We start from the raw sequence: 24,173 nt of genomic DNA on the forward strand, positions 1-24,173 counted from the left end.
ATTATTTAAACTAACACGATTGTTCGGGTGCCTGTCACCTTTCCGACATTTCGTGGGCGAGCCGGATGATAGAGACGGCCAACTCTGCGTATGTCACTTCTTGATCCGGGTTGAAGTGACCTTTTTCAGCCGGCAGCAAGCCGATGGAGTTTGCCAAGGCGACATATCCTCTGTTCCCCGCCTGAACTTGATCAGCATCTTGGAGGTCGAGTTTGTAGATGTCGCTATGTTTAGCTGCCTGTTCGAGTCCAAGTATGCGAATATACCAAACTGCCAGTTCTTCCCGCGTGATTGGCGCATCCACATCGAAACTCGTATCTTGCTTAATGACGCCCATTCCTACCGCATGTTCAACGACTTGATAGTACGGATGATCCGGATTTATATTATCAAACGTCTGGCTTCGATCCTCCCGTTCACCATACCAGTCCGCATAGAAATACGTCAGCGAATTCACGATCACCTTCAAGGCTTCCCCCTTCGTAGCAAGGGCATCGCCGTTAAAGGTTTCTCCATCTTTCACATCGAGAATTTTGGCGTTCAGTAAATAATTCAATTCCTTTTCCGCCCAAGGATGCGTGACGACAATAGTGTTTTCCTCACCCGTCAAGCTATTCCATTTTCCCGTTTTGGCGTCTAGTGTACTGAAGGACTGTCCGTTGAATACAGGAACATAGATGAGGTCATAGTGTTGCGCCTCTGCTTTTTTCGTATAATTCAGCTGAGCGCTTAGTGCTTTTTCATAGATGGCCCTTGCTTCTTCTTCAGAGATAATTTCATTGGCGACTGGCCATTGAGCCTCCTCTTGATATTGAACGTAAAAACTGTTTAAAGAGCTATCCGGATTGATACTTACACTAATCTGATCCCCTATTACTGGAATCCCATTGACCACTCTTGGGAATGAAAAATAATACACACCCGATTGCTCATCCACATGGGCTTCATCCAAAGGATAAGCATAATGATGCAAATAGGACGGAGCCCACTCTTTCAAATGTTGGATGGCAGACGCAAGGGCTTCCTTCTCGGAAACCGGCTTCCCTTTCGGCGCTTCCTTGCCAGCCTGTTCCAACATTTGGTACGACATATCGGCATATTGAATGATTTCGCCCGTATGTTTATTTATTTCCAGAGTGGTTCCATACCCGCCATTTGCAACTTGATACATGTAGTGAATACTGAACACTTCTTGTCCATTATGATTTTTCATTTCTTCAACCGATTGGATTGTCAATTTGACATCATCGGATTTACTTTCCAAAAGCTGTTCCGCCAGTTTACGTGCTTCTTCTTTTGTGATGCCCTCTTGTTTTGGCGGTAGCGGCTCTGCCACAATCTTTTCTATTTTCGTTTTCTTCGGAGGCTCTGTTGAGTAGCTGTTTGCCCTTTGCCATTGACCTGTCAGAGCGTGAACGTTACTTGTCCTAGGTTGATAGACGAGCTCAATCGTGCGTTTTCCCTTCTGATAATCCATATTGATGGAATAATACAAATCGACGGAGAGATTGTCTTTGATTTTCTGTAAAATTTCCTTCTCGTCTTTCACTTTTGCGACATCCTCAAAAGTGGCCGCCCCTTTGTGAACCGGGTTCTTATAAAACTCTACTACGTCCCCATTTCCGAGAACTGTGACTTGCATTTTCTGGTCTGCAATCGGCACTTGATGTTTCGTCCGTGTAAACATAAACGAATAGCGAATAGGCTCCGTCAGTATTCGGTGTGGGTAATACTGTTGAATATCCGTTTCTAATTGGTATGCCTCTTCAGTCGGAATGTGACTCATGAATTCAATTGCTATTTTCCTTGCTTCTTCTTTTGATACCTTTGCGGGAAATAAAGCATCCGCTTCGTTCAGAGGTTGGAAAGAGAAATGTTCAATTTCCAAATCATCCCCAACGAACCCAACACTTCCGTGCAATTGCTTCCCATTGACTGCCTTCGAAAAATAGAGATGATACCGAATTTTTTCATCGTCGGGATACATATGACCGCCGCTCATCTGAAAGTCATTGCTTGATAGGAAATCGAACTGATTGGGAAACAAGTCACGAAATTTCTGAATCAAATCATTTTTGCTGAAATCAACTTCCGTGGAAGCGACTTCAATTGGCACTTTGGTAGATTGCTCGTCCATATAGGTCGATGCTTGTGCCGCGGATGCGAACAGTCCAAATGATAAAGCAGAGCAGGTGAGTAAAGTACTGATTTTCCTTGATTTAGCCAAAACCATCCTCCTAAGTTCATAGTCTATTCAGTATACTTCATCTTCAATGAATTGTTAATATTAGGATTTCACACCACCATTAACTAGCCTCCCACCGAATCGTATGATTGCAGCCGGGGAAAAATGCCTGCCATCCTGTTTAAATAAACTTGATACCGCAAAGATGTATATACAGTGTTTATCTTTTTTGAAAAGGATGCCTGCATAAAAAAAAGCCATGGCCAGCCGCGCGCCGACTAGATTCACATGGCTTTTTCTCGCACTCTAAGCAACCACAATTGTGCATACATTCACGTTTTTTCAAACAAACACGATTGTTTGGGTGCCTGTCACCCAATCGATCTGATCGCCGATAGTACATCCACTGTTCGCAGCACATGGTGAAGAAAATCCGCAATCTCTCCCATATGCTCTTCATTGATTTTCAGGTTGAATTTCACTTCAATGGTGTTCAGGTAGCCCGGCGCTTCGGGTGGATAGACGTGGCTTAGCGTTTGTGTAACTTGAATCTCATTTTCCCAAATCGCGTGCAGTGCTTGCTCGATTTGCTTGCACTGACTGGCTGGATCATCGACATGTTTGGTAAAGCCTAAAGATAAGGAACAGCCTATATTTTCCCCGGGCACTTCTAGTATTTCTCCGGCCAAGTCTTGCAAGGAAGCCTGTAACCCAATTTCCGCCGTCACTTCCTGTGAATCAATAAGTGTGAATTGAATGGCAAACTCCCGAGCCAGAATGGCAAAATCCATTCGATCCACTCGGTTTGTAATTGTTATCTTGCGTTCCAAATTATCAAGATCATATACATGATTTTCAAACGCCACTTTCAAATTCTCGAATATGGTTGGATCATACATGGCAATGCCTCCGATTCAATTAAGTTATGCCGCCGCTAATTTTATTTTCAACAATTTCACCTGGCCGATTCAACCGAGCGATGAATCTCTTGATCCCTTCTGCCATGCAGCAAATAATACACCAAAATCCCCACGACAATAACGCCGACTAACGTCAAATACAAGCCGCTGTAACCGAAAGCGGGCACCAAATACCCCAACAAGAATGGACCCAAGCCCAACCCAAGATCCAGACAAATGAAATAGGTCGAGTTTGCCAGCCCCATTCGGTGCGGCGGGGTAACTTTAATAGCGAGCGCTTGCGTGCACGATTGAAAATTTCCGTACCCCAATCCGATAATGGCGGCAGCGAGTAGGAACATAAAGGTTGTGTCGGCTTGACTCAACACCCACATACCGAGTGCAAATAAAACTAGCGCAGGATACGCCACACTGTTTCCGCCCTTGATATCCATTAGTTTTCCCGTAAACGGACGGGACAGCGAAATGATGATGGCATAGACCAAAAAATAAAAACTTCCAGCCGTCACCAAGTTTCGGTCATGCGCATAAGCGGTGACAAATGAAAGAATGCCAGAGTAAGCGAGAGCCGCGACCAACATGACGATAGAGATAGGCAAAGCGGACGGTTCGAAAAAGTTCTTCAACGTAAAACCTTTTTCAGTTTGCGGCTTGTATTCAAATTTCGGCGACCGGACAGGCAAGGCGATAAGCAAACTGACAATCCCCATTACAAGCGAAAAAATGAAGATACTCGTATAGCCAAATTTATCGATGAGCATGAGTCCGATCAACGGCCCGACTGCCGTTGATAATACGGCACTCAAGCTGAAATAACCAATTCCTTCCCCGCGCCGGCTTGGCGGGATCACTTGGGCCACGATCGTTCCCGTGGCTGTAGTCGCCAACCCGACACCAATCCCATGCAAAAAGCGGACGGCAATCAAGAAATATAAGTTTCCGGGAATAAAATAAAAGAGCGTAATGATAACAAAAAATACGCTCCCGGAAATCAACATTTTTTTATTTCCCACTTTGGCAATCCGGCTGCCGCCGTACAACCGACCTACCAAAGAGCCGAGGATGAAAATACTGGCGACCAAGCCGGCCGTGCTTGCGCTGGCCCCGTATTGTCCAGTGGCATACGTCGCCATCGTCACCAATAATAGATACATCGAAAGCATAAGAACGAAATTTACGATTGAAATGGATATGAAATCCTTTGTCCATAATTTTTCTTCCTGTTGCATAGACTCATCCTTTATACTTTACTATATTTTTCGAAATGTCTTGGAGTACACGGGCCACTAAGAGCCGTTCCTCTTCCGAGACGCCTTCCAATAAACTTTCCTGATAATGGCTAATCTTGGCCTCCGCTTGCTGGCTCACTTCCAGTCCGTGCTCCGTCAAATGAATATTTCTGGTCCGTCGATCACTTCCCGAACGCGCCTCCACCAATTGAAGTTCCTCCAAACGTTGAACCATCTTTGTGGTCGTCGGCTTCTCGACATTCCTTTTCTCTGAAAGTCGACTAATAGTATGCTCCCCTTCATGATAAAGAATCCTCATCATCAGCCAAAGCGGCAACGACAGGTGAAACGGAGCCAATTGGGCGTTTAATTGATTCATATAGGGACGATGCAACGTTGCATATTCATAAAACAACTGCTTATGCGGCTTCAAGTCCTCACTCCATTTCATTATTGTTAGTTTGTGAAACTAAGTAAAAGTATAATATATGTAGGCATATGAAGCAATCAAGACGGATTGAAGTTAGATTGCATCGTTTCAACCCCTATTATAATGTTCTTACCATCTCTGCTCGGCCTCGTAACGATTTCCTTCAATTCTTTTCACTCCCCCCCCCCAAACTCTTTATAAAACAGCGAAAAACATCCGCCAGAAATCGGTTTGGCGGATGTTTTCTATCTATTACTTATTCACTCGGCTCATCACTACCCCGATAACGGTGATACGGCAAGACATTCCACGTCCGGTATTGGTAATCTTCTGCCCGGAGATCTTTTGGAATGTCGTCAAGAATCTGTTTGGCGACTTCCAATTCGCGTTGTGATTCTTCCTTGTCTTGGTACATGAACTCGTCAGAAGCAGCCGCAGGAGCCTGACCCACTTTTTCCTCCAAGTCGGAAATGACCATTTGTTGTTGCTTGCGTAAGGATTCCCGGGCGTCACTGATCCAATCCGGCTGCAGATTGCGATTCGTATCGCCGACATTGCTGTATTCGTCAAAGATATCCTGGTAGACCCGATCAGCGTTAGCCCGCACATCCAAGTTGACCATTTCCAAATCGAGATTCGTTAAATCCTCGACAGTGAGTGGCGTTTTCCGCAGAGCTCCACCGAGTCTCGTTCTCTCTAAATAGAACGGGAACATGCTCTTGATCGTTTTACCGACCGGGGAGATAGCGCTTTCATTCACATCCAATCCTTTTGGCTGGATTCCTTGAATGGCAATTCGTGCCGATTCCGGACGGACGATTTCCTTTGGCGGCATAATCCCATGTCGCAGCATTTCCCGGATTCCCGTTCCAGAAATATTGATACGGTACCTTTCGTCATGCGGACAGGATTGCGTCGTTGCCGGCGCATCACAGCGGGTACAATAGAAAACTTCATGGAACAGCCGGACATCAATGCCGAGCTCCTCCGGCTTGAATTCATCAAAAATACTATGGCTGGCGTATTTATCATAATAATCGCCGATACCCGCATGATCCCGGCCAATGAGTGCATGGGTGCAACCGTAATTTTTCATGATCAACGCATGCAGCACCGTCTCCCGGGGACCTGCGAAAATATAAGTGACACGCAACGGCGCTAAAATCGAGCGTCCTTTAGGATAATACGTTTCCAGCACACTGCGGTACGACAGCATCCGGAACTCATGCCGGGTATACTCGCGCTTCGCCATCTCGACGAGTGGCTGAAGAAGTAAGCCGTCGATTTCCTCCAACGCATTCTTATGGATGTATTCATGCCCCCGGTGCAAAGGATTCGCTCCTGTAATGAACCCGGCAGCTGAACGGAATTTCTTTTCTTCATAAAATGTATGCCATGTATCTTTCGGTTCCAGACGAAGCTTTTCGAACGGTCCCCAGTCGACACGGCGCAGCAAACGAATTGGTCCACCTAATGCAACGTCTCCCATACGTCGATAGATTGCGTCGACGCCCGGATGATTCCGGTCGGTCGTTCCGAATAGATTGGAAGCACGGAAGTCTTTATCATATTTGAAAATATCCTCAATTTGGAGAATCGCAACCGGCTCATTGTTTTCATCTGCTAGGGCTACTTCCTCGCCGACGGACAGTGACTTAATGATCTCCGCATTGCGGTTTCCAATCGGTGCAAAACTGAGTGGAGCCGGCCAAATCACGCCGTTCACCAAACGGCCTGTTGTCAGGACGGATTTGTAATCCGCTTCATTCATAAACCCTTCGTTCGGTGACAATACGCCGGTCGCAATCATTTCGAGCGTAATGATCGCTTCCATATCGACCATGATGGTCGGCAACTCCTTGGCGCGTAGCATCTCCGCCTCCCGCTCTTCTCCTGTCACTACCTTATTCACTAATTTGCCTCCATGTGGCTGCTGCGGGTAATCGGAAAACCTGCTTTTCTCTGAAACATTTAACATCTTGTTTCCCCCTCAATCAAAAATTGTTGTACAGCATATCTACAAATGGAAAAACAAACTGCATATTCTGAATGTACCCTTCCAAATAATAAAAGTCAAATACTTCCGAAAAATTAAATTTTTATTTATATTTTTTAATAGAATTTGCTATCGAACGATAGTGATAATAAATAGAAGCAAATCAAATTCCCAGTTATTTGATTATATATCGCAAGTATTTCCCCTATATTTGTTTTATTACAAAATAATAGATTTAAGTAAGACACTATGACATTTTATTTTAAAAATTTCACTCAACTGTATTGCAATTTTTATGACTTTTCTGCCGCCTATCTAGGAGATAAAGTTGTAAAAGCTAATGGATAAGACCCTACAGGCAACCAATTTATCCCTGATTTAACTGTTATTTGTTTGTAATTGAAGGTTCATATTCCCAACCAACTTGATATGAGATTGTCACCTACCTGTTATTTTCTTTTGCTATTGTTGTGAACAGGCAGAGGGGTCGCTACACTCAACACGATCATCAACTCACGGCAAATGAACAGACCCGAATATCCGCTGATAAAGGAGGAAAATCATAAAAACCAAATAAAAAACCGCCATGTTTTAGTATGTCGTCTGTCAGTGAAAATTTTTCAAAAATGAAGGGAGAAGGATGATTCTTGGTTAAGGACACAAATCAAAAAAACAAAAACAAAAAGGTTTTACCGTTTGTCATGTCGACTTCTATGCTAACAGCTGCTCTATTCGGAGCCAGCGGTGCAGCTCTAGCAAATGAAAACACAGAGGAAACAACTTTTAAAAATCACGGTGCCGAGGTTTCCTATTACGCAACGAGCATTCCAGGTTCCCCGGAAAAAGGGAAATTCATACGCACGATTGCAAATAAGAACTGGCAAGAAGCAACTCCGGATCAAGATGATGCTGACGATGCGAATGAGCCTTCCGATCCTCTAAATGACGGAGATGATGTGGACGAGCCGATAGCTGATGAAGAGCCGGCAGATGAAACGGCTACTGATGACGAAACTGCAGATGAGCCGAATACGGACGAAGAGACCGCTGATGATGCAGTGACTGATGAGGCTGCGGATGAGACGGGTGCAGAAGATGTTCCTGTAGATGAGAATACTACTGAAGACGAAGCTGCGGATGTGCCGACTACGGACGAAGAGTCCACAGATGAGACAGTTACCGATGAGGAAGCTGATGAGACGGGAGCAGAGGATGTTCCTGTAGATGAGAATACTTCTGAGGACGATGCTGCGGATGAGTCAACTACGGACGAAGAGACCGCTGATGATGCAGTGACTGATGAGGCTGCGGATGATACGGGAGCAGAGGATGTTCCTGTAGATGAGAATACTGCTGAGGACGAAGCTGCGGATGAGTCAACCTCGGACGAAGAGACCGCTGATGATGCAGTGACTGATGAGGCTGCGGATGAGACGGGAGCAGAGGATGTTCCTGTAGATGAGAATACTGCTGGGGACGATGCTGCGGATGAGCCAATTGCAGAAGAAGTTCCTGTAGATGAGACTACCGAAGACGAAACTACGGGCGAGCCGGTAGTTGAGGAAGAACAAGCCGATGATACGGCAACAGAAGAAGAGCCAGCCGACGAAAGTATCAATGAAGATACAGTGTCAACTGACCCAAATACAGATAATGCTAGTATAACAGAAGAGCTAGAGAATGAATATAGATCCATCGTACGAAGCTATAGCAGTTTAATTGAATACTATCAAATCCTTTTAGAAGATCATCTGGGTCTAATTTTGCCAGGTGACGATGAAACAGCGGAAGAACCGGCTACTGATGACGAAACTGCTGAAGAACCGGCACTAGATGACGTTGCAGATGAGACAACTACTGATAACGACGCATCTGAAGAGCCAGCTCAAGACGACGCTGCGGATGAAACAGCTACTGAGGACGAAGCAACTGAAGAGCCAGCTCAAGACGACGTTGCGGATGAAACAACTACTGATGAAGGAGCAACCGAAGAACCGGCTCAAGACGATACTACGGATGAAACGGCTACTGATGAAGGAGCAACTGAAGAGCCAGCTCAAGACGACGTTGCGGATGAAACAACTACTGATGAAGGAGCAACCGAAGAGCCAGCTCAAGACGACGTTGCGGATGAAACAACTACTGATGAAGAAGCAACCGAAGAACCGGCTCAAGACGATGCTACGGATGAAACAGCTACTGACGAAGACGCAGTTGCCGATGAGTCAGAAGAAACTGTTCCAAACACAGCTTGGGATAAAATCGTTGGCTATTACCAACAAGTCGTTTCTTCTTATAATTCCCTATTCAGCTTTTTCACGAAATAAAATAACTTTATTTCAACCATAACGTTGAAATGAAAAAATCGCGAACCGATTGGCTGTTAATGCCTTTCGGTTCGTGATGTGCAATCCTTCATTCCCCGTCGATGTGGTCGGTGAAGAATGGGTATTCCCCTGATTATGACTGTCTTTTCACAATTTGTTCAATGAAAGCGTTTTGAATATGAACGTATTGTGAATTGATTCACAAAAAGGTTTTTTTCTGAATACAATGCGGTATGATAAGAATCAAGTAAGGCATTTCCTATCAGTCCACGCGAGCATCTCAGTTTATGGCTTTATTGCAAGGCAAAAAACTAAAAGACAGGGGATCATACCATGTGGGTCATTACCGTATTTAATCAGAAAGACTATCGAATCTTTGAATACACGAACAGAGACGAGGCAAAACAAGCATTGCTGCGTTTTAGCAAGAATGCGGTGCTTTCTTATACGAATTAAAAAACTTCCCCTAACACTTTTGAGTGCTAGGGGAAGTTTTTTGGATTCTGACAAGTGAACGATAATTTTCAACTAAACTCATGAACGATCTTCCGATTTCCTTCAGCAATTTTTATTAAATGATAAAGTAAGGTGTTATAAGGTGTAGGAATATTATATTGATTAGCTTTCTTTATGAATGCCCCGTTTAGATATTCTATTTCTGTTTCTCTTCCATTTTGTAGATCGTGATACATAGAAGAATAATGATGCGAAGACATATTGGGATTAAAAACATTTTCAATTACATTCATTACCTGCAACTTATCAAAATCTACGCCTTCCGCTTCAGCAACCAACTCTATCTCACCTAGAACACTTCTAATAACATCCCCAATTATTCCATATGCACCAATTTGTCCAACTGTGCTCGAGGTTAGGGTACAAAGTGGATTTAAGACTGCATTAAAAGCTGCTTTTTCCCAAATACTTTGTATAACATTTCCTGATAGTTCGGCCTTTAACCCTGATTTATTGAATAATTGAATGAGTAATTCTGCTTCTCTTCGTCTTTTTCCTGTAATATGCATTATTTCAATAATTCCTGATCCAGTAGCTTCTACAGTCCCAGGACCATTTAGATTGGCAGCATATGTTGTAATCCCAGCAAATAATTGCTCGACTGGTACCCATTTGGTCAGGGTTTCTACATTTCCAATTCCATTCTGGAGTGTTAGAATTTTCGTCTCTGATGTGATCATCTGCAAACAGCTTTGAATAATACTATCTGTTTGCATTGATTTGCTAAAGATTATTAATAAATCCGCTTTTTCGTTACAATTTTCAGGCAGTTTTGCCGAAATAGGTATAAGGGCTGTTCCTTTATCATCAGTGATAGATAATCCCGTTCGGTTTATTTTATCTACATGTTCTTTCCAATTGTCGACCAGGATTACTTCATTTTCATTAAATAAAGAACTTCCAAATCTGCATCCCATTGCACCGGCCCCGGCAATTATTACTTTCACATTAACCCCTCCTGTCCACTTCTCAGATCTGCCAAACTAACTGTTAACATTTAAAAACCCCAAAGAGGGAACATTACTACAATGGGAATATATGTAATGATAAACAAAGCGATAATTAAGGCAAGTAACAGCCACCCTGATTCTCGAGCCACGGACATCAGCGGATGTTTCCCAATATTAGATGCAATTAACAATGTAGCTCCAAATGGTGGTGTCGCCATTCCAATCGCTGTATTTACTACCACAATAATTCCAAATAAGACTGGGTCTATCCCAAGGGCAATAATTACTGGCAAGAACATTGGTACTACAATAACCAAGATTGCCATGGTGTCCATAAAAGCACCAAAGAATAATAGAATGATATTGATTAATAATAAAATTATAATTGGATTCTCGGAGAGGGACATTACACTCGTCACTATCATGGTCGGGATATTTTCATATGCCAAAACATATGCAAAGAGAGCCGCATTGGCAACGATGAACATAATGACTGCTGTCGATCTTGCAGAATCTAGAATAATTCCGATGAGGTCTTTTATCTTTAATTCTCGGTAAATAAATAGACCGACAATAACGGCGTAAATGACAGCGACAACCCCTGATTCTGTCGGCGTCACTACCCCTAAAAAGACACCGCCAAGTAATATAACCGGGGTTCCTAGCGCCCATAAAGAACGGCGTAAAGCATTTAGAAACGTTGAAAATTCAAAGGCTTCGTCATTCCCTTTATATCCACGCTTCTTTGAAATCACATAGACAACTATTAAAAGAGACAATCCCACAATTAGGCCAGCCGGAACTCCCACAATATACAAATCCTTGATAGAGGAACCCGACAAACTTCCATAAATTATTAATGACACGCTTGGTGGAATGATAACTCCCATCGGACTTGCATTCGAAACTATAGCTGTTGCAAATCCTCGACCATATCCTTTTTTTTCCATTGCCGGTATCATTAGCGTGCCAAGTGCAGCTGCGGTAGCGATCGCACTGCCGGAAATAGCTGCAAAAAACATACACCCCAAGATTGTCACTAAAGCTAGACCACCAGTAATTTTACCAACTAACGAATTGGCCAGATCTAATATCCTTTGTGCCAATCCTCCTGTAAGCATTAAGTTTCCAGCCAGTATAAAGAATGGTATGGCCATTAATGCCGAAACATCGGCTCCTGTGAAAAGTCGCTGGACCACAATCATAGGGGTAATATCTGCAAGCAGAACGTAAATAATAGAAGAAAGTCCGATGGTGATCGCCATTGGGACGCCAAGCAAAAATAAAATAATCGTCAAAGCAAAAAACAATACAACCATCAGAACCCCTCCTTCTGTTTAACCTTCTTCTTACCTAATCTCCCTACCAAATGAATGATCGTTAACAATCCCGATAGGGGAATCACCGCATAAATCCAGGCCATGGAAATCCCCATATTTGCGGAACTCTGAGCTTCCACAACTTTCAGAGTGTCCCAACCAAATTTAATTAAAAATAGGCTATAAATAAAGATCATAATCCACTGGATGGGAGCAAACCATTTTCGTAATGTCGGAAACTTATCTTCGAATACTGAAACCGTAATATGACTGTTATCACGTACAGCCGAGGAAGCGCCGATGTATACGAGAGCAATCATCAGAAACCTGGCAAGTTCATCGGACCAGATAATACCTAATTGAAAAAAATAACGTAATACTACTTGCGTTGCCAACACGGCTGTCATTGAGACTAAAAAGATTATAAGAAATACTCGAGATGCTGAATCAATCCAGTAACTAACTCTTTCCAACATACTGCTCCCCCCTTAAAGCTTTCTATCTTAAGCTCAGGCTGCTCTTTTGTAGAAAGGCAGCCTGAAGATAATATAGTTATTGAATCTCTTGAATTTTCTTCAGTAAATTATCACCATGTACCTTATTCCACGCTTCATATGTTTTCTCAAATTTCCCTTCAAACTGGTTACGATCAAAATCGTTGATCTCCATTCCTTTTGCTTTCAACTTCTCCTCGAACTCACTCTCATTATGTTCGTTTAGCTCTGTCATTTCTTGCCCTGCCTCATAAGCAGCTTCCAAAACGGCTTCCTGGATATGTTCAGGCCACTTATCGAATTCCATCTTACTCGCCATGATGAAGCTGAATACAAAGTTTATACCTGTTTTGGATACATAATCTTGGACTTCTGCTACATTTTCGTCATGGATTATATCCATTGTGTTCTCTTGCGCATCTATCGCTTTTTGTTCGAGCGCTGTATAAGCGTCTCCCCAGTTCATACTTTGTGGACTAGCACCTAACTCTTTATAAGCATTTACATAGACAGGACTCTCGATTACCCGAATCGTCATTCCTTTTACATCTTCAGTTGTTTCAAGTGGTTTTTTGGAGTTTGTAATATGCCGGAAACCACGTGCCATAATTCCCATGTTTTTCAAATTGGCGGATTCTGTTAATTCTAAATAATCATCCCTTACATCTGAATCTAGAAATCCTTTCACATGAGTCCAATTGCGGAACAAAAATGGCAAGTCAACTACAGCTGTTTCGGGTGCAAAACCTGAAATGGGAGGTCCATTAATTACCCCGAAATCCAAAGTACCAAACTGCATAGCCTCAAGAAGTTCCCGATCTGTTCCAAGTTGTCTGAACGGGAAAATATCAACTTGGACTTCACCATCCGTTTTTTCTTCTAACAAGTTTTTAAAGAGTACGGCATATTCATGAATATTCGTTGCTTCAGGTGACTGGTGCCCAAGACGTAACTTATAAGTAGCATTACCTGTAGCATTACCTGTCTCGGCACTTGTAGCCGAATCATTTACAGCCGTATCAGCTTCCCCTTCCGCAGATGCCGTACTACCGTCGTCTTTTGAATACCCTCCGCATGCTGTTAATACCATTAGTGACATGATTACGAGAAAAGCAAACAACATTTTCTTAGACATAACAATTCCTCCTTTGAAATTATAATTCATTGATGTAAACGTTTTCTCACGGTTTATTATAGATGAATGAGTTTTCAAATTATTGTCTTAATTCTTCTAGATGGAACTTTTGGAATACTTTTTTCGAAAGTAAGTTGAAAATATATAGAATGATAAAAAGGACCATCACATGAGCTATTTGGAAACTCAAACTTATCCATTTTAACTAGATACAAACGGGTGGATTATCTGTTTAATCGTATCCGCTGACCATTGAAGAGCAAGCTTTTCCTCATTTGTCAATTGCCACTCTGGAATAGAGACGGTACCATTTTGATCAACGACAACCGGGACTCCCATGCTTATTTCGAAAATCCCATATTCTCCATCTAGAATTGCAGACCCTATCGTCTTCATCTTTTCATTGTTTGTAATGCCGTCTACAATTTTTCCAATACCGGCAGCAGTGGCCCAACCTGTAGTTCGGTCAATATTCAGACTATTAAATTCGGTGAACCAATTGCTTACCTTTTCTCGAACAGCCTGCTGCACTTGAGAATTTATCGATACTTTTTCATCATTTATTCGAACTTGACTAAAAAGCGGAACTTGGGTTCTTCCATGTTCTCCGATAACAGGGCTAAACACTTTTTCAGCACTATCGATTTTCATGATAGTCCGAATAGAATGTTCAAACCTTCGTGAATCATTCAACGTATAACCAAGCAATTGACTTTTTTTGAATTTAAATTCGCGATACAAAAAATAGTTAAGAGCATCCACTGGATTGGATACCGTCAGTATGAAAGCGCTTTCACAGTATCGTTTAATCTGTTTACCGAATTCACGAAATAACGAAATGTTTCCCTCTAAAAATTCGTTTCTCGAAGTAACATCATTTCGATTGGGTACTCCTGCAGTAATTATTATAATTTGTGATTCTGCCAGATCCTCATAATTCCCTTTATAAATCTTTTTTTCAGGATAGGTGTTTTGAAAATCCATAATATGATTAGTGACTAACATATCATTTATATCTAGTAGGCATATTTCTTGCACTTGTTCATTTTGTCCTAGTCGAAAAGCGGTTGCCGAGCCTAATGTGCCTGCGCCGCCAATAATAGATATTTTCATGCTTGACTCCCTTCAACACGGATTGCTAACCTAATTTTCCAGGTTAGCAATCTATCTTCAATTGAGTATCTCTGAATCTTTATATCTAAGAAACGAACGTTTGCCAAACCTCAATCCACCCAGTTCATTTTAGAATGGAAAATCTCTAAATTTCGTCTGAACAGAAATCCATTTCATCGTTGTATATTCATCAATCACCCATGGATTCCCGAATCTCCCCATCCCACTTGCTTTCGTACCCCCGAAAGGAATATTGGGCGCATCATTTACCGTTTGATCATTGACATGCGTCATTCCCGAATCGATAGCTAAGGCATACTTTTCCCCTTTTTCCAAGTCACTTGTGAAAATTGCCGAACTTAGCCCATGATCTGTCTCATTTGCCAATTTCACTGCCTCATCATCTGTTTCAGCCCTAATAATTAAAGCGATGGGTCCAAATAGTTCAGATTGTGCTACCTTACTGTCGTTCTTCACATTTGTAATAATGGAAGGCGTCAAGACATTCCCCTCTCGCTTTCCTTCAAGCACCATTGTTGCCCCTTCTTGTTTCGCCAAATCGATGAATCCGATTGCTTTTTGAAGTTGTTGCTCATTAACAAGCGGCCCAATGACCGTATTAGGATCTTGTGGGTCTCCATAAGCTAAACCTTTCACTTTATCTGTAAATTTCGCCACGAACTCATCATGTATATTTTTGTGAACAATAATGCGATTAATTATCATACAAATTTGGCCTTGATGAATGAACTTGCCAAAGATGGCTGCATTTACTGCTTGGTCAATATCTGCATCGGATAATACAACGAACGGGCTATTCCCGCCTAATTCAAGTGAAACTCTCTTAAAGTTTTTACCTGCAATCGAACCGATATGACGACCAACTGCTGTTGAACCTGTAAAGCTGATCGAACGAGGAATTGGATTTGTTAACATCTCATCCCCAATTTCTTCAATATCGGTTAACAGCATATTAAATACCCCTGCTGGAAGACCGGCATACTCAAATGCTTTTGCCAGGATGACTCCCCCTACAAGCCCCACTTGAATATCCGGCTTATGAACAACCGCGTTTCCGAGCGCAATAGCAGGTATTATGGAGCGCATAGATAAATTGACTGGAAAATTGAATGGTGAAATGGAGGAAATTACACCTAATGGCAGTCGATAAATTTTATTCACTTTTCCTTCAGGTCCACCAGGGACTTCATTCACTTTTCCAAGTTGATCTGTATAATTCAATGCTTCAAGTAAGACTGCCATCGCAAGGCCATGTTCAATATTTGCTTTTAAAAGCGTTCCTCCTGTCTCCCGACTAATCAGCTGCACAATTTCCTCGCGATGCTCTGTCAAGTACTCTGAGGCTTTTTTAATTACTTCGTTACGCTCTTCAACAGAAGACTTTGCCCACTCCTTTTGCGCTTCTTCTGCCACTTCAAAAGCCCGGACGGTTTGTTCTTTCGACGCTAACTGGGTTTCAGCAATGATTGATCGGTCATAGGGATTTAGATCTTTGTAAATCCGATTACTCTTCCCCTCAACCCATTCTCCGTTAATGAAGCTTTTCCCCTCGACTACTTCCCCGTTCAGATAGCTTTTCGTAATTGTCTCAGACTGTTGCATGCTCTTTCCCCGCCTTCATATTATTTTCTTCTTGAATCGATGGTAAGTAAACATCAACTACCGCAGAACGACCCGATTTGACGGCTGCGAAAGCTTCTCTTAACACCTCTTTCACATCCGCAGGATTTTCTACTTTTCTTGCATAGGCGCCTCCTGCTGCTTCTGCCACTTTTGATAAGTCTGCATGTGGAGTGAAATCTACATAAAACTCATTCTCTTCATTTGCCACTCCGTCTGGATGGACACCAAGTGTTGATAGTTTTGGCGATTTCCAACCTCTATTATTATAAATAACCGTTAAAAATGGAGCGTTATATTTTCTAGATAACCAGTGGACACTAGAAGGAACGCTGAACATATAAGAGCCGTCTCCAGTAATACATACAACCGTTTTGGAAAGATCTGCGAGTTTTGCCCCAACGGCCGCGCCCCCGTTCCAACCAAGGCCACCGGCACCACTTCCTAGAATCGAACCTGGAACCGTTCTCTTCAAATGCGTGTAGGAGGTTTGGTAATTGGAAATTCCCTCATTTACAATAATTGTGTTTTCATCACATAACTCGCGGATACATGCCGTAACATATTCCGCTGTAATTCTATCTTCTAAAAACCCTTCTGCTTGCTCCCATTTGGTACGTTGCTTGTTATGGTACGCTTCTATCTTCTCCCGGCGTTTATCCACTTCTGCCTTCGGGATGTCTACTGTTGCAATCTTTGCATTGATTTGCTGAAGTGCAGTTTCTGCATCAGCTTCAAAGAAACGTTTGGAAGGGATATACCATAGCGGCATGCCTTCTTTCAGAGGATCTTCATCAATATAGTAGACAATACAGTCTTCAGAAGGCTTATTAAACAACGGAATCCAGGGCACGTCGCTGTCAATAACGATAATGAGATCTGCTTCCTCAATCAAGTCATTTTGTTCTGGGCTGTTCCACTGATACCCGCAATGAAGTTTGTTCGTAGATGGGAAATTCATATGGTTAGGGACAGATTCTATAACTGGAATGGCAAATGCTTCACAAAACTTCACCAATTCCCCCACTGCTGCTTTATTTTTTCCTAGATATGATGTAATAACGAGTGGATTTTTTGCTTTTTGTAAGTCGCTTATCAGTAGATCAAGTTCTTTGGGTGCTATGGCCGGTGCGGAGATTGGTTGCCATTGTTCTGTATTAATTTCAACTCTGGTTGTTGTCTCCTCCATCACTTCCCGTGCTCCCATTAGATAGACAGGACCTTTTGGGCTGCTATTGGCGATTTGTAATGCACGATGAACCAACTGCTTCACATTTGTCCCCGTACGAATTTCATTATCATACTTCATGTAACCCCTTACAATTCCTCGTTGATCGGGTACATCCTGAATCCAATGAATAAATTCATTCCTACTTCCAAGAAGTTCGCCTTCTTGTGTAAATGGAGAACTGCCCGCAAATACTAGTACAGGCACCCGTCCTTTCCAAGCATTATGAAGACCAGCCCCCAAGTTTTGAGTTCCACATTCCACATGAACAAAAACAGCTTGAGGTTTTCCACTTACTTGTGCATAAGCATGAGCTGCACTTAATGCCACCATTTCATGTGGACAGGTAATCACTTTTGGCAGCTCTTTTCCTTCTCGTTTTGCTATGGCTAGTGCTTCAATTATTCCAGGATGATCACTCCCAAAATTGGAGAATAAATAGGAAACTCCTGCTTCGTGCAAGGCCTCTAACAAAGCCATACTAGTTGTGTATTTAATTTCCAAAGAATTTTAGCCTCCTTGAATTTTACATCTCTAATTATTGAGAAATGTATGAATTATCTTGTTGTAAGAATTGTATTACAGAGATTAGAATAGTACAATACTATTATATCTATTGTTTTAATAGTCTGAGACTATGAAGGAGGAGAAACGTGGAATTACGCCTACTAAATTACTTTCGTGTTGTATGCGAAGTACTCCATTTCACAAGGGCAGCAGAGAAACTTGGTATTAGCCAGCCTACCCTGAGTCAGCAAATCCGTTTGCTTGAAGACCGGCTAGATACTACGCTTTTTTTCCGAGTTGGAAAAAGAATTGAATTAACGCCTGCCGGGGTTATTCTTCTTGAACATGTAAACCAAATTTTTCTGGAGATTGATTGTGCAAGTGAAAAAATTGAAGAGTTAAAAGGGTTACACCGTGGACAATTGCGAATTGGATCGTCCGGCAATCACTTTTTATATTCTCCTCTTCTATCCTTTCACGAAAAATATCCAAAGATAAAACTATCAGTATTTGATTTTACCTCTGAAGAAATTGTTCAAAAAGTGCTTAACTCTGAGCTGGATATTGGCGCAATTTTTTTACCCGTTTATCACGAACAGCTACAAACGATCCCACTATTTTCTTCTAAACTTTCTGTAGCTGTTTCGTATATTCATCCGTTCTCCAATAGAGATAGTATTTACATGCACGAATTGCAATTACACCCTCTCTTTTTATTGCCTAAACATTATTTGTTGCGTCAAACTATCGACAAGCATTGTTTAGAATTAGGGTTTACTTTAAATCCCATAGTTGAATTATCCGATATATACTCATTAATAAGGATGACCCAACTACATAATGGGATCACGATAGTACCGGAAATCTACGCAAAGGATGTCGCAGATCTTCCAATTAAACTACTGAATATAGTAGATTCACTGCCAACAAATGAAGTAGGCCTTATTTTTCGAAAAGGAAATTTTACTTCGTCGGCAGTCCAAGCGTTTATTGACCATTTAACAAATCATTATAATGTGAATAAATAGAGCATTTATCTACAGAACTGCAATAGTTTTTCTTTTTCACTTTCAGCTTCTCCTCACCTTTAAGCTCACATTTTGATATACATCTTCGTGTATCCTCTTGGCATTAGGGTAAGGATATAATCAAGACGACTCGTATTAAAAGGAGGAGTTAAGTTGAAAAAGCTATGGAATACTTACTTGCATACTTCTCTGATCGTCAAAATTACAGTTGCCCTTGTTCTCGGGGTCTTGGCGGGCTTTGTTATGGGTGAGCAGGCTTCGGTATTGGCGCCGTTCGGTGATTTGCTGATTCGCTTGCTGACATTTCTCATCATCCCACTCATTCTGTTCACGCTCATTGTCGGGATCAATCAGACGAATATCGGAAACTTGGGACGGATGGGCGGTAAGGTATTCACTTATTACACATTGAGCTCAGCGATCGCTATTGTCGTTGGTCTTCTCATTGCAAGCCTATTTCATCCGGGGACGGGGATGCAGCTGGAAGGCACGGAGCAAGTTGATGTCCCGGAGCATCCCGATGTAATTAGCGTCTTGCTTAACATTGTGCCGTCGAATATCTTTTCCGCTTTTACGGAGCTCAATCTGCTCGGCATCATCTTCACAGCGCTGGCTTTCGGAATTGCAATTTCCGCCATGCGGTCTTCCGAGCCATTCAAGGAGCTCGGGGAAAGTTTATTCACAACTATTACGGCGTTGAATGAAGCGTCTTTACTCATTTTAAGAGCGATTTTACAATACGTGCCGATTGGCATCTTCGCCATTATGGCAAAGACGGTCGGAAGCCAAGGGTTGGATACGCTCGCCTCCCTCGGTGGCATGATCGGGGTTTTTTATCTTGCCTTGATTGCCCATTTTCTGTTGTATATCGTTCTTATGCTGCTGTTCGGCGTCAAGCTTGGCCCGTTTTTCAAATACGGACGCACGCCGATTGTCACCGCCTTTGTCACCCAGAGCAGTGCAGGGACGTTGCCTTTGTCGTTGAACGCGGCGGAACAGATGAAAATTTCCAACAGTCTCTATAGTTTCAGTCTACCGCTCGGAGCGACCATCAATATGGACGGGGCCGCCATCCGGATTGCGGTTTCTGCCGTGTTTGCCGCGAATATCGCCGGCACCCCGCTAAGTTTTACGGATATGCTGATGGTCGTACTCGTCGGAACGCTCGCCTCAATCGGCACGGCGGGAGTCCCGGGAGCAGGAATCGTCATGATCGCCACCGTGTTCGCCCAACTTGGACTGCCTATGGAAGCTGTCGCTTTATTGACCGCGATTGACGCATTGATCGGCATGGGCGCCACTGCTTTGAACGTGACCGGTGATTTGGTCGGAACGAGTCTCATTGATCAACATGAAAAAAGACGTGCCATAAAGAAAGAGAAAAAGGCAATCCGGTAATTGGACGGATTGCCTGTTATCTTTCCGGTTCCCTCCCTGCCTCCTGTATCGCAGCCACTTCCCTTTCCAACAGAGACTTCATTTCATCGGAAACTATTGCATAGTTGTTGATGATTCCTGATTCCGGCGTATAAGTCAAACGGATTGTCGTGCTGTCCTTTAAACGGATTTGAAAAAACAAGCGGGTTTGCGCATTCTGATCACGCAGCGAAGAGTCATATGGCAAGGCAAGGAGTTCTGTTATCAATTCCTTCGTTGAAGTCTGGGACAATTGTCCAAGTTCAGACCTATCCTTATTGCTAACCAAGGCAATGCTATCTACGTGATTTTCAATATCCAGAAAGTCACCGATTGTCTGTGCCGAGGTAGGTTCCTTAACTTCGTATATGTCGCCGTCTGCCAAAAGCCGGAATGCCGGACTGTAGCCTTCCAGTTCATACACGCTCGTTCCAATAGGCAAATAGGCGGCATCACCATTTTCCAGCATATGCCCGGCATCTGCGTGCTCATCTAGCATGAATTGCACTTCCCCAAGCTTTTTGCCTGGGGTCCATTGCCTCTCCAGTGAGGCGGCTTGCTTGCCAATTCTTCTCATATATGGCCCCTTCCCATTGTATGAAATCAACCCAGTCAATTGCGGACTTTGGGGAGGAATCCTCACTTAAACCAGTTCGAGTATCGTTCTGTGTACACCCCGCAACAAATAACATTGCAATGAAAACCCATTTCCTCAATCTTCATCTCTCCTTTTCATATAGTAGACCTCCGCAAATTCAAATAGTTACATCATCTTTCACTCTCCCGTTCTCTCTCAAAGAAGTAATGATCTATGGAACAGAGCATGTGATCCGATCTATGGATGCGAATAATTGGAAAGACTATTCACCGGCATATAAAAAGTAGAGAAGGAATCCCGTTGATTCCATTCTCTACTTTTTTGATTACTGGATTTTCTCCACAATTGCCTTGTTTATTCCTTCCCCTTACTTTTTCGAATCAATGCCTGCTCGATCAGGATTGCGACAATTGTCCCGACAATCAATCCGTTGGAGAGCGTAGCCGCCAGGACTGCGGGCAAATCCGAAAAGCTGGCAGCCGGGACGAACATCATCCCAACTCCGACCATAAGGCCGAATGCAACCGCTTTTCGCGCTCTCTCCTTCTCCGGGTCTGCATCGAGTTCTTCGAAAGCCATGGAGACCATTTTTGTGAATATGGCAAATGTCACGGCATAGGCAACGGGCGCCGGCAATGCAGCAAATCCGGACATGATGCTCGGAAAGAATGTAATCAGGATGACGAGGATACTGCCGATCAGGAACGGAAGCCGGGACGCCATTCGCGTCGTGCCGACAAAGCCGGCCGCCCCTGAGATAGGAACCGGACCGATGGCAGAGAACAGACCCGCGAGAAGATGACTGATGCCTGAAATGAATGAACCCTGCCGTACCCGATCAGGCGGTTGTATGGAAAAGGAATGCTTCAACATTTGTTCCATGACACGGACAGAAGCAAGAAGATTGGCGATCAGCAGAATCGTGATAAACAACGCTGTGACGAAAACGCCGCCGTCCCAGACAGGGGGGCCGAAAACGAACAAGCCAGGCAGTTGAATGATCGGTTTTGACCCTTGAACGAGCGAAGGGGCTTTACCGATCAATAGGAAGATTCCCCACCCGAACAAGATGGATAGGAGGACTGCGTATTTTGAAATCCAAGGCCGTTTATTCCCCATGGCGAGAAAGGTGATGAAAAGAACGACCAAGCTGCCCGCCACAATTGCCAAGTCAAGGCGGTCCTCCATCGTTTCGACACCAAGCATCCCTTTCAAAAAGGTCCCGCTTAATTGCAAGATGAGCAGCAGTAAGTACGTGAAGGTGATCGCAGGTGTGAATAACCGCTTCATCTTTTCAACAAGCCCCGTAGCCGCGCATAGGATGAACAGGACGCCGCTGTATAGCATTCCGCTTTGTAAAGCTTGCAGAGCTTCCGTCGTTGTATGGTAAAAGACGCCGACCATTCCCGCGTAGACGACAAAGATGCCCCACCATAGTCCGGCGGGCCCTTCATTGATCGGCAACCGATGGCCGATCAGCACTTGAAGGAGACCCGCGATGCCGAGAATCAGGATTGTCCGTTGCATGAAAAGCGACGTATCGATCGGATCCATGCCAAAAATATGCGCGATGGCAATAGGGGCCGCAATGGACGATGCAATCAGGAAGATCGCCCACTGCAGGCCTCCAGCAAGTTGTTTCATGGGTACATTCCTCCGGTGTACGGTTCACTTTTTGTTGGCTTCCAGTATACCACGCACATGGTGTCAGGATGGGACAGCCGCTTGCGAGAACTGGCGCTGGGAGTCTTCGGTTTCCATTGAGCTTGATATTGATTGCATTCCGGAACGGAAAATGGCCTGGAGGAGGTGGCATTGGAAAAAGGTTCCCTAGGTTCTGCTAACACATAATAAAACCCTTTCCATATCCAATTTCAGATACGGAAAGGGATTGTCTGTGTTCTTCATTTCAGAAAGGCAGGGGGCACTTGGCATGGTTTAATTTCAATCTTCCGCCATACATCCCCGAGCACATAAGGTTCCACTTTTAGCCAATGATCCAACTCTTTACGGGATGGATACTCCACCACCATCATGGAACCGATCATCTTGCCATCGTCATCGAGTAAGGCCGCTCCGTATAAATGCTCGCCTGCCTCAGCTCGTTGAGTAACCGATTGCAAATGTTGTTCCCGCGCCCGCAATCTGCGGCTTAGCGCTTCGTCGTCCGTGCCATCATACGCCATTACAATGAATTGCATACATTCTTCCCCCTTTACATAACAGGCTCAACGCTTTTTTCTGTAGTGACAATACAATCTATTTCGCCATACTTTTCGTACGCGGCATGATACAAAGGGCCGACCCCTTGCTTGAACGTGAGCGAATGCCGGATTCCGGCAGTGATGAATTTCTTCGCTTCCCTCACAGCATCCCGCACCTCTTGCCCTTTTGCAAGTCCTGCTGCAATAGCTGCCGAATACGTGCATCCCGCTCCATTCGTATGGATAGTATCAATGCGCGGAGCTTCCAATAAATCAAATTGTTCTCCGTCGTATAACACATCCACGGCCGGTCCATCCAATCGTCCCCCTTTGACCAATACATACTTCGGTCCAAGGCTCCGCAAACGTTTAGCCGCCTCTTTCAAATCGTCGACGGTATGCAGTTCCATATTATTTAGCAAATAGGAGGCTTCCGGCATATTGGGCGTGATAATTGTGGCGAGCGGCAATAATTCAGAACGCATCGCTTCCATCGCATCCTCTTTCAATAAAGCCGAACCCATTTTCCCGATCATCACTGGATCCACCACTACGCTTTTGACATCCGTTTGGGAAATCCAGTTGGCGACAAAGGAGATGATTTCCTTCGTAAACAACATCCCAGTTTTCATGGTATCCATACCGATATCTTCTTCGATTGTAACCAACTGCGCTTCAATCGCTTCCAACGATTGAGGAAAAACTCTTTGTTCCGTTTTTGGATGTCTCGCGACAATTGCAGTAACGGCGGAAACGCCAAACACGTCAAACTCCTGGAATGTCTTCAAATCTGCTTGAATGCCGGCTCCGCCACGTGCCGCCGAACCAGCAATGGTCAACGCTCGCGGTACATTCATGTAATCAAGCCCTTTCCGATACCCTTTTGACTTTCATTATATCGGATTAGGTGACAGGGTTGAAAGAACCAATATCGGAT

The 24,173-nt window shown here is 43.6% G+C and carries 19 protein-coding genes; 3 read left to right on the forward strand and 16 right to left on the reverse strand.

Features of this window, described 5'->3' with window-relative positions; all coding sequences use genetic code 11:
• Positions 1 to 34: 34 nt before the first annotated feature.
• The 5 genes from MKY41_RS14840 to MKY41_RS14860 all read right to left on the reverse strand — a co-directional run bounded on the left by MKY41_RS14840 (position 35) and on the right by MKY41_RS14860 (position 6,742).
• Positions 35 to 2,227, reverse strand: coding sequence for a YcdB/YcdC domain-containing protein (locus MKY41_RS14840; protein WP_340745859.1), 2,193 nt, complete (start codon positions 2,225 to 2,227; stop codon positions 35 to 37).
• Between the two features lie 329 nt (positions 2,228 to 2,556).
• Positions 2,557 to 3,084: a hypothetical protein gene (locus tag MKY41_RS14845; protein WP_340745860.1), complete on the reverse strand. Its 528-nt coding sequence runs from the start codon at positions 3,082 to 3,084 to the stop codon at positions 2,557 to 2,559.
• Between the two features lie 56 nt (positions 3,085 to 3,140).
• The gene (locus MKY41_RS14850; protein WP_340745861.1) at positions 3,141 to 4,334 is read right to left on the reverse strand and encodes an MFS transporter; all 1,194 of its coding nucleotides are present in this window, start codon (positions 4,332 to 4,334) and stop codon (positions 3,141 to 3,143) included.
• Between the two features lie 4 nt (positions 4,335 to 4,338).
• On the reverse strand, positions 4,339 to 4,767 hold the full coding sequence (locus MKY41_RS14855) for a MarR family winged helix-turn-helix transcriptional regulator (RefSeq protein ID WP_340745862.1): 429 nt from the start codon (positions 4,765 to 4,767) through the stop codon (positions 4,339 to 4,341).
• A gap of 253 nt (positions 4,768 to 5,020) precedes the next feature.
• Positions 5,021 to 6,742: a sulfate adenylyltransferase gene (locus MKY41_RS14860; protein WP_340745863.1), complete on the reverse strand. Its 1,722-nt coding sequence runs from the start codon at positions 6,740 to 6,742 to the stop codon at positions 5,021 to 5,023.
• Between the two features lie 665 nt (positions 6,743 to 7,407).
• On the opposite strand from MKY41_RS14860, the gene MKY41_RS14865 reads away from it, so the two are divergent.
• On the forward strand, positions 7,408 to 9,087 hold the full coding sequence (locus MKY41_RS14865) for a hypothetical protein (protein WP_340745864.1): 1,680 nt from the start codon (positions 7,408 to 7,410) through the stop codon (positions 9,085 to 9,087).
• Between the two features lie 524 nt (positions 9,088 to 9,611).
• Here MKY41_RS14865 and MKY41_RS14870 read toward each other — a convergent pair.
• The 7 genes from MKY41_RS14870 to MKY41_RS14900 form a co-directional block, all read right to left on the reverse strand.
• Positions 9,612 to 10,550: a ketopantoate reductase family protein gene (locus MKY41_RS14870; RefSeq protein WP_340745865.1), complete on the reverse strand. Its 939-nt coding sequence runs from the start codon at positions 10,548 to 10,550 to the stop codon at positions 9,612 to 9,614.
• Between the two features lie 50 nt (positions 10,551 to 10,600).
• Positions 10,601 to 11,872 (reverse strand): TRAP transporter large permease, encoded by a 1,272-nt coding sequence (locus tag MKY41_RS14875; RefSeq protein ID WP_340745866.1) that lies wholly within the window; start codon positions 11,870 to 11,872, stop codon positions 10,601 to 10,603.
• On the reverse strand, positions 11,872 to 12,348 hold the full coding sequence (locus MKY41_RS14880) for a TRAP transporter small permease (RefSeq protein ID WP_340745867.1): 477 nt from the start codon (positions 12,346 to 12,348) through the stop codon (positions 11,872 to 11,874). The genes MKY41_RS14875 and MKY41_RS14880 overlap by 1 nt, the downstream gene beginning before the upstream one ends.
• Before the next feature lie 76 nt (positions 12,349 to 12,424).
• Positions 12,425 to 13,501 carry a TRAP transporter substrate-binding protein gene (locus tag MKY41_RS14885; RefSeq protein WP_340745868.1) on the reverse strand — a complete coding sequence of 359 codons (1,077 nt, stop codon included), beginning with the start codon at positions 13,499 to 13,501 and terminating at the stop codon, positions 12,425 to 12,427.
• Between the two features lie 201 nt (positions 13,502 to 13,702).
• Positions 13,703 to 14,614, reverse strand: a complete 912-nt coding sequence (locus tag MKY41_RS14890; protein WP_340745869.1) for a malate dehydrogenase — start codon at positions 14,612 to 14,614, stop codon at positions 13,703 to 13,705.
• A 129-nt stretch (positions 14,615 to 14,743) separates the two neighbouring features.
• Positions 14,744 to 16,237: an aldehyde dehydrogenase family protein gene (locus MKY41_RS14895; protein WP_445683341.1), complete on the reverse strand. Its 1,494-nt coding sequence runs from the start codon at positions 16,235 to 16,237 to the stop codon at positions 14,744 to 14,746.
• The gene (locus MKY41_RS14900; RefSeq protein ID WP_340745870.1) at positions 16,224 to 17,987 is read right to left on the reverse strand and encodes a thiamine pyrophosphate-requiring protein; all 1,764 of its coding nucleotides are present in this window, start codon (positions 17,985 to 17,987) and stop codon (positions 16,224 to 16,226) included. Before MKY41_RS14900 ends, MKY41_RS14895 begins: the two co-directional genes overlap by 14 nt.
• Before the next feature lie 149 nt (positions 17,988 to 18,136).
• Between MKY41_RS14900 and MKY41_RS14905 the strand changes: the two genes are divergently transcribed.
• On the forward strand, positions 18,137 to 19,018 hold the full coding sequence (locus tag MKY41_RS14905) for a LysR family transcriptional regulator (protein ID WP_340745871.1): 882 nt from the start codon (positions 18,137 to 18,139) through the stop codon (positions 19,016 to 19,018).
• Positions 19,019 to 19,171: 153 nt separating this feature from the next.
• Entirely contained in the window at positions 19,172 to 20,416 is a 1,245-nt protein-coding gene (locus MKY41_RS14910) for a dicarboxylate/amino acid:cation symporter (protein ID WP_340745872.1), read from the forward strand.
• Positions 20,417 to 20,432: 16 nt separating this feature from the next.
• Here MKY41_RS14910 and MKY41_RS14915 read toward each other — a convergent pair whose 3' ends face one another.
• From MKY41_RS14915 to thiD, 4 genes are all read right to left on the reverse strand, one after another.
• Positions 20,433 to 21,011, reverse strand: coding sequence for a hypothetical protein (locus MKY41_RS14915; protein ID WP_340745873.1), 579 nt, complete (start codon positions 21,009 to 21,011; stop codon positions 20,433 to 20,435).
• A gap of 375 nt (positions 21,012 to 21,386) precedes the next feature.
• Positions 21,387 to 22,676, reverse strand: coding sequence for a purine/pyrimidine permease (locus MKY41_RS14920; RefSeq protein ID WP_340745874.1), 1,290 nt, complete (start codon positions 22,674 to 22,676; stop codon positions 21,387 to 21,389).
• Positions 22,677 to 22,936: 260 nt separating this feature from the next.
• The gene (locus tag MKY41_RS14925) at positions 22,937 to 23,233 is read right to left on the reverse strand and encodes a YciI family protein (protein WP_340745875.1); all 297 of its coding nucleotides are present in this window, start codon (positions 23,231 to 23,233) and stop codon (positions 22,937 to 22,939) included.
• Between the two features lie 14 nt (positions 23,234 to 23,247).
• Positions 23,248 to 24,093 carry a bifunctional hydroxymethylpyrimidine kinase/phosphomethylpyrimidine kinase gene (gene thiD, locus MKY41_RS14930; protein ID WP_340745876.1) on the reverse strand — a complete coding sequence of 282 codons (846 nt, stop codon included), beginning with the start codon at positions 24,091 to 24,093 and terminating at the stop codon, positions 23,248 to 23,250.
• Positions 24,094 to 24,173: the final 80 nt, after the last annotated feature.

It is taken from the genome of Sporosarcina sp. FSL W7-1349 (genome assembly GCF_038003045.1).
Lineage (GTDB): Bacteria > Bacillota > Bacilli > Bacillales_A > Planococcaceae > Sporosarcina.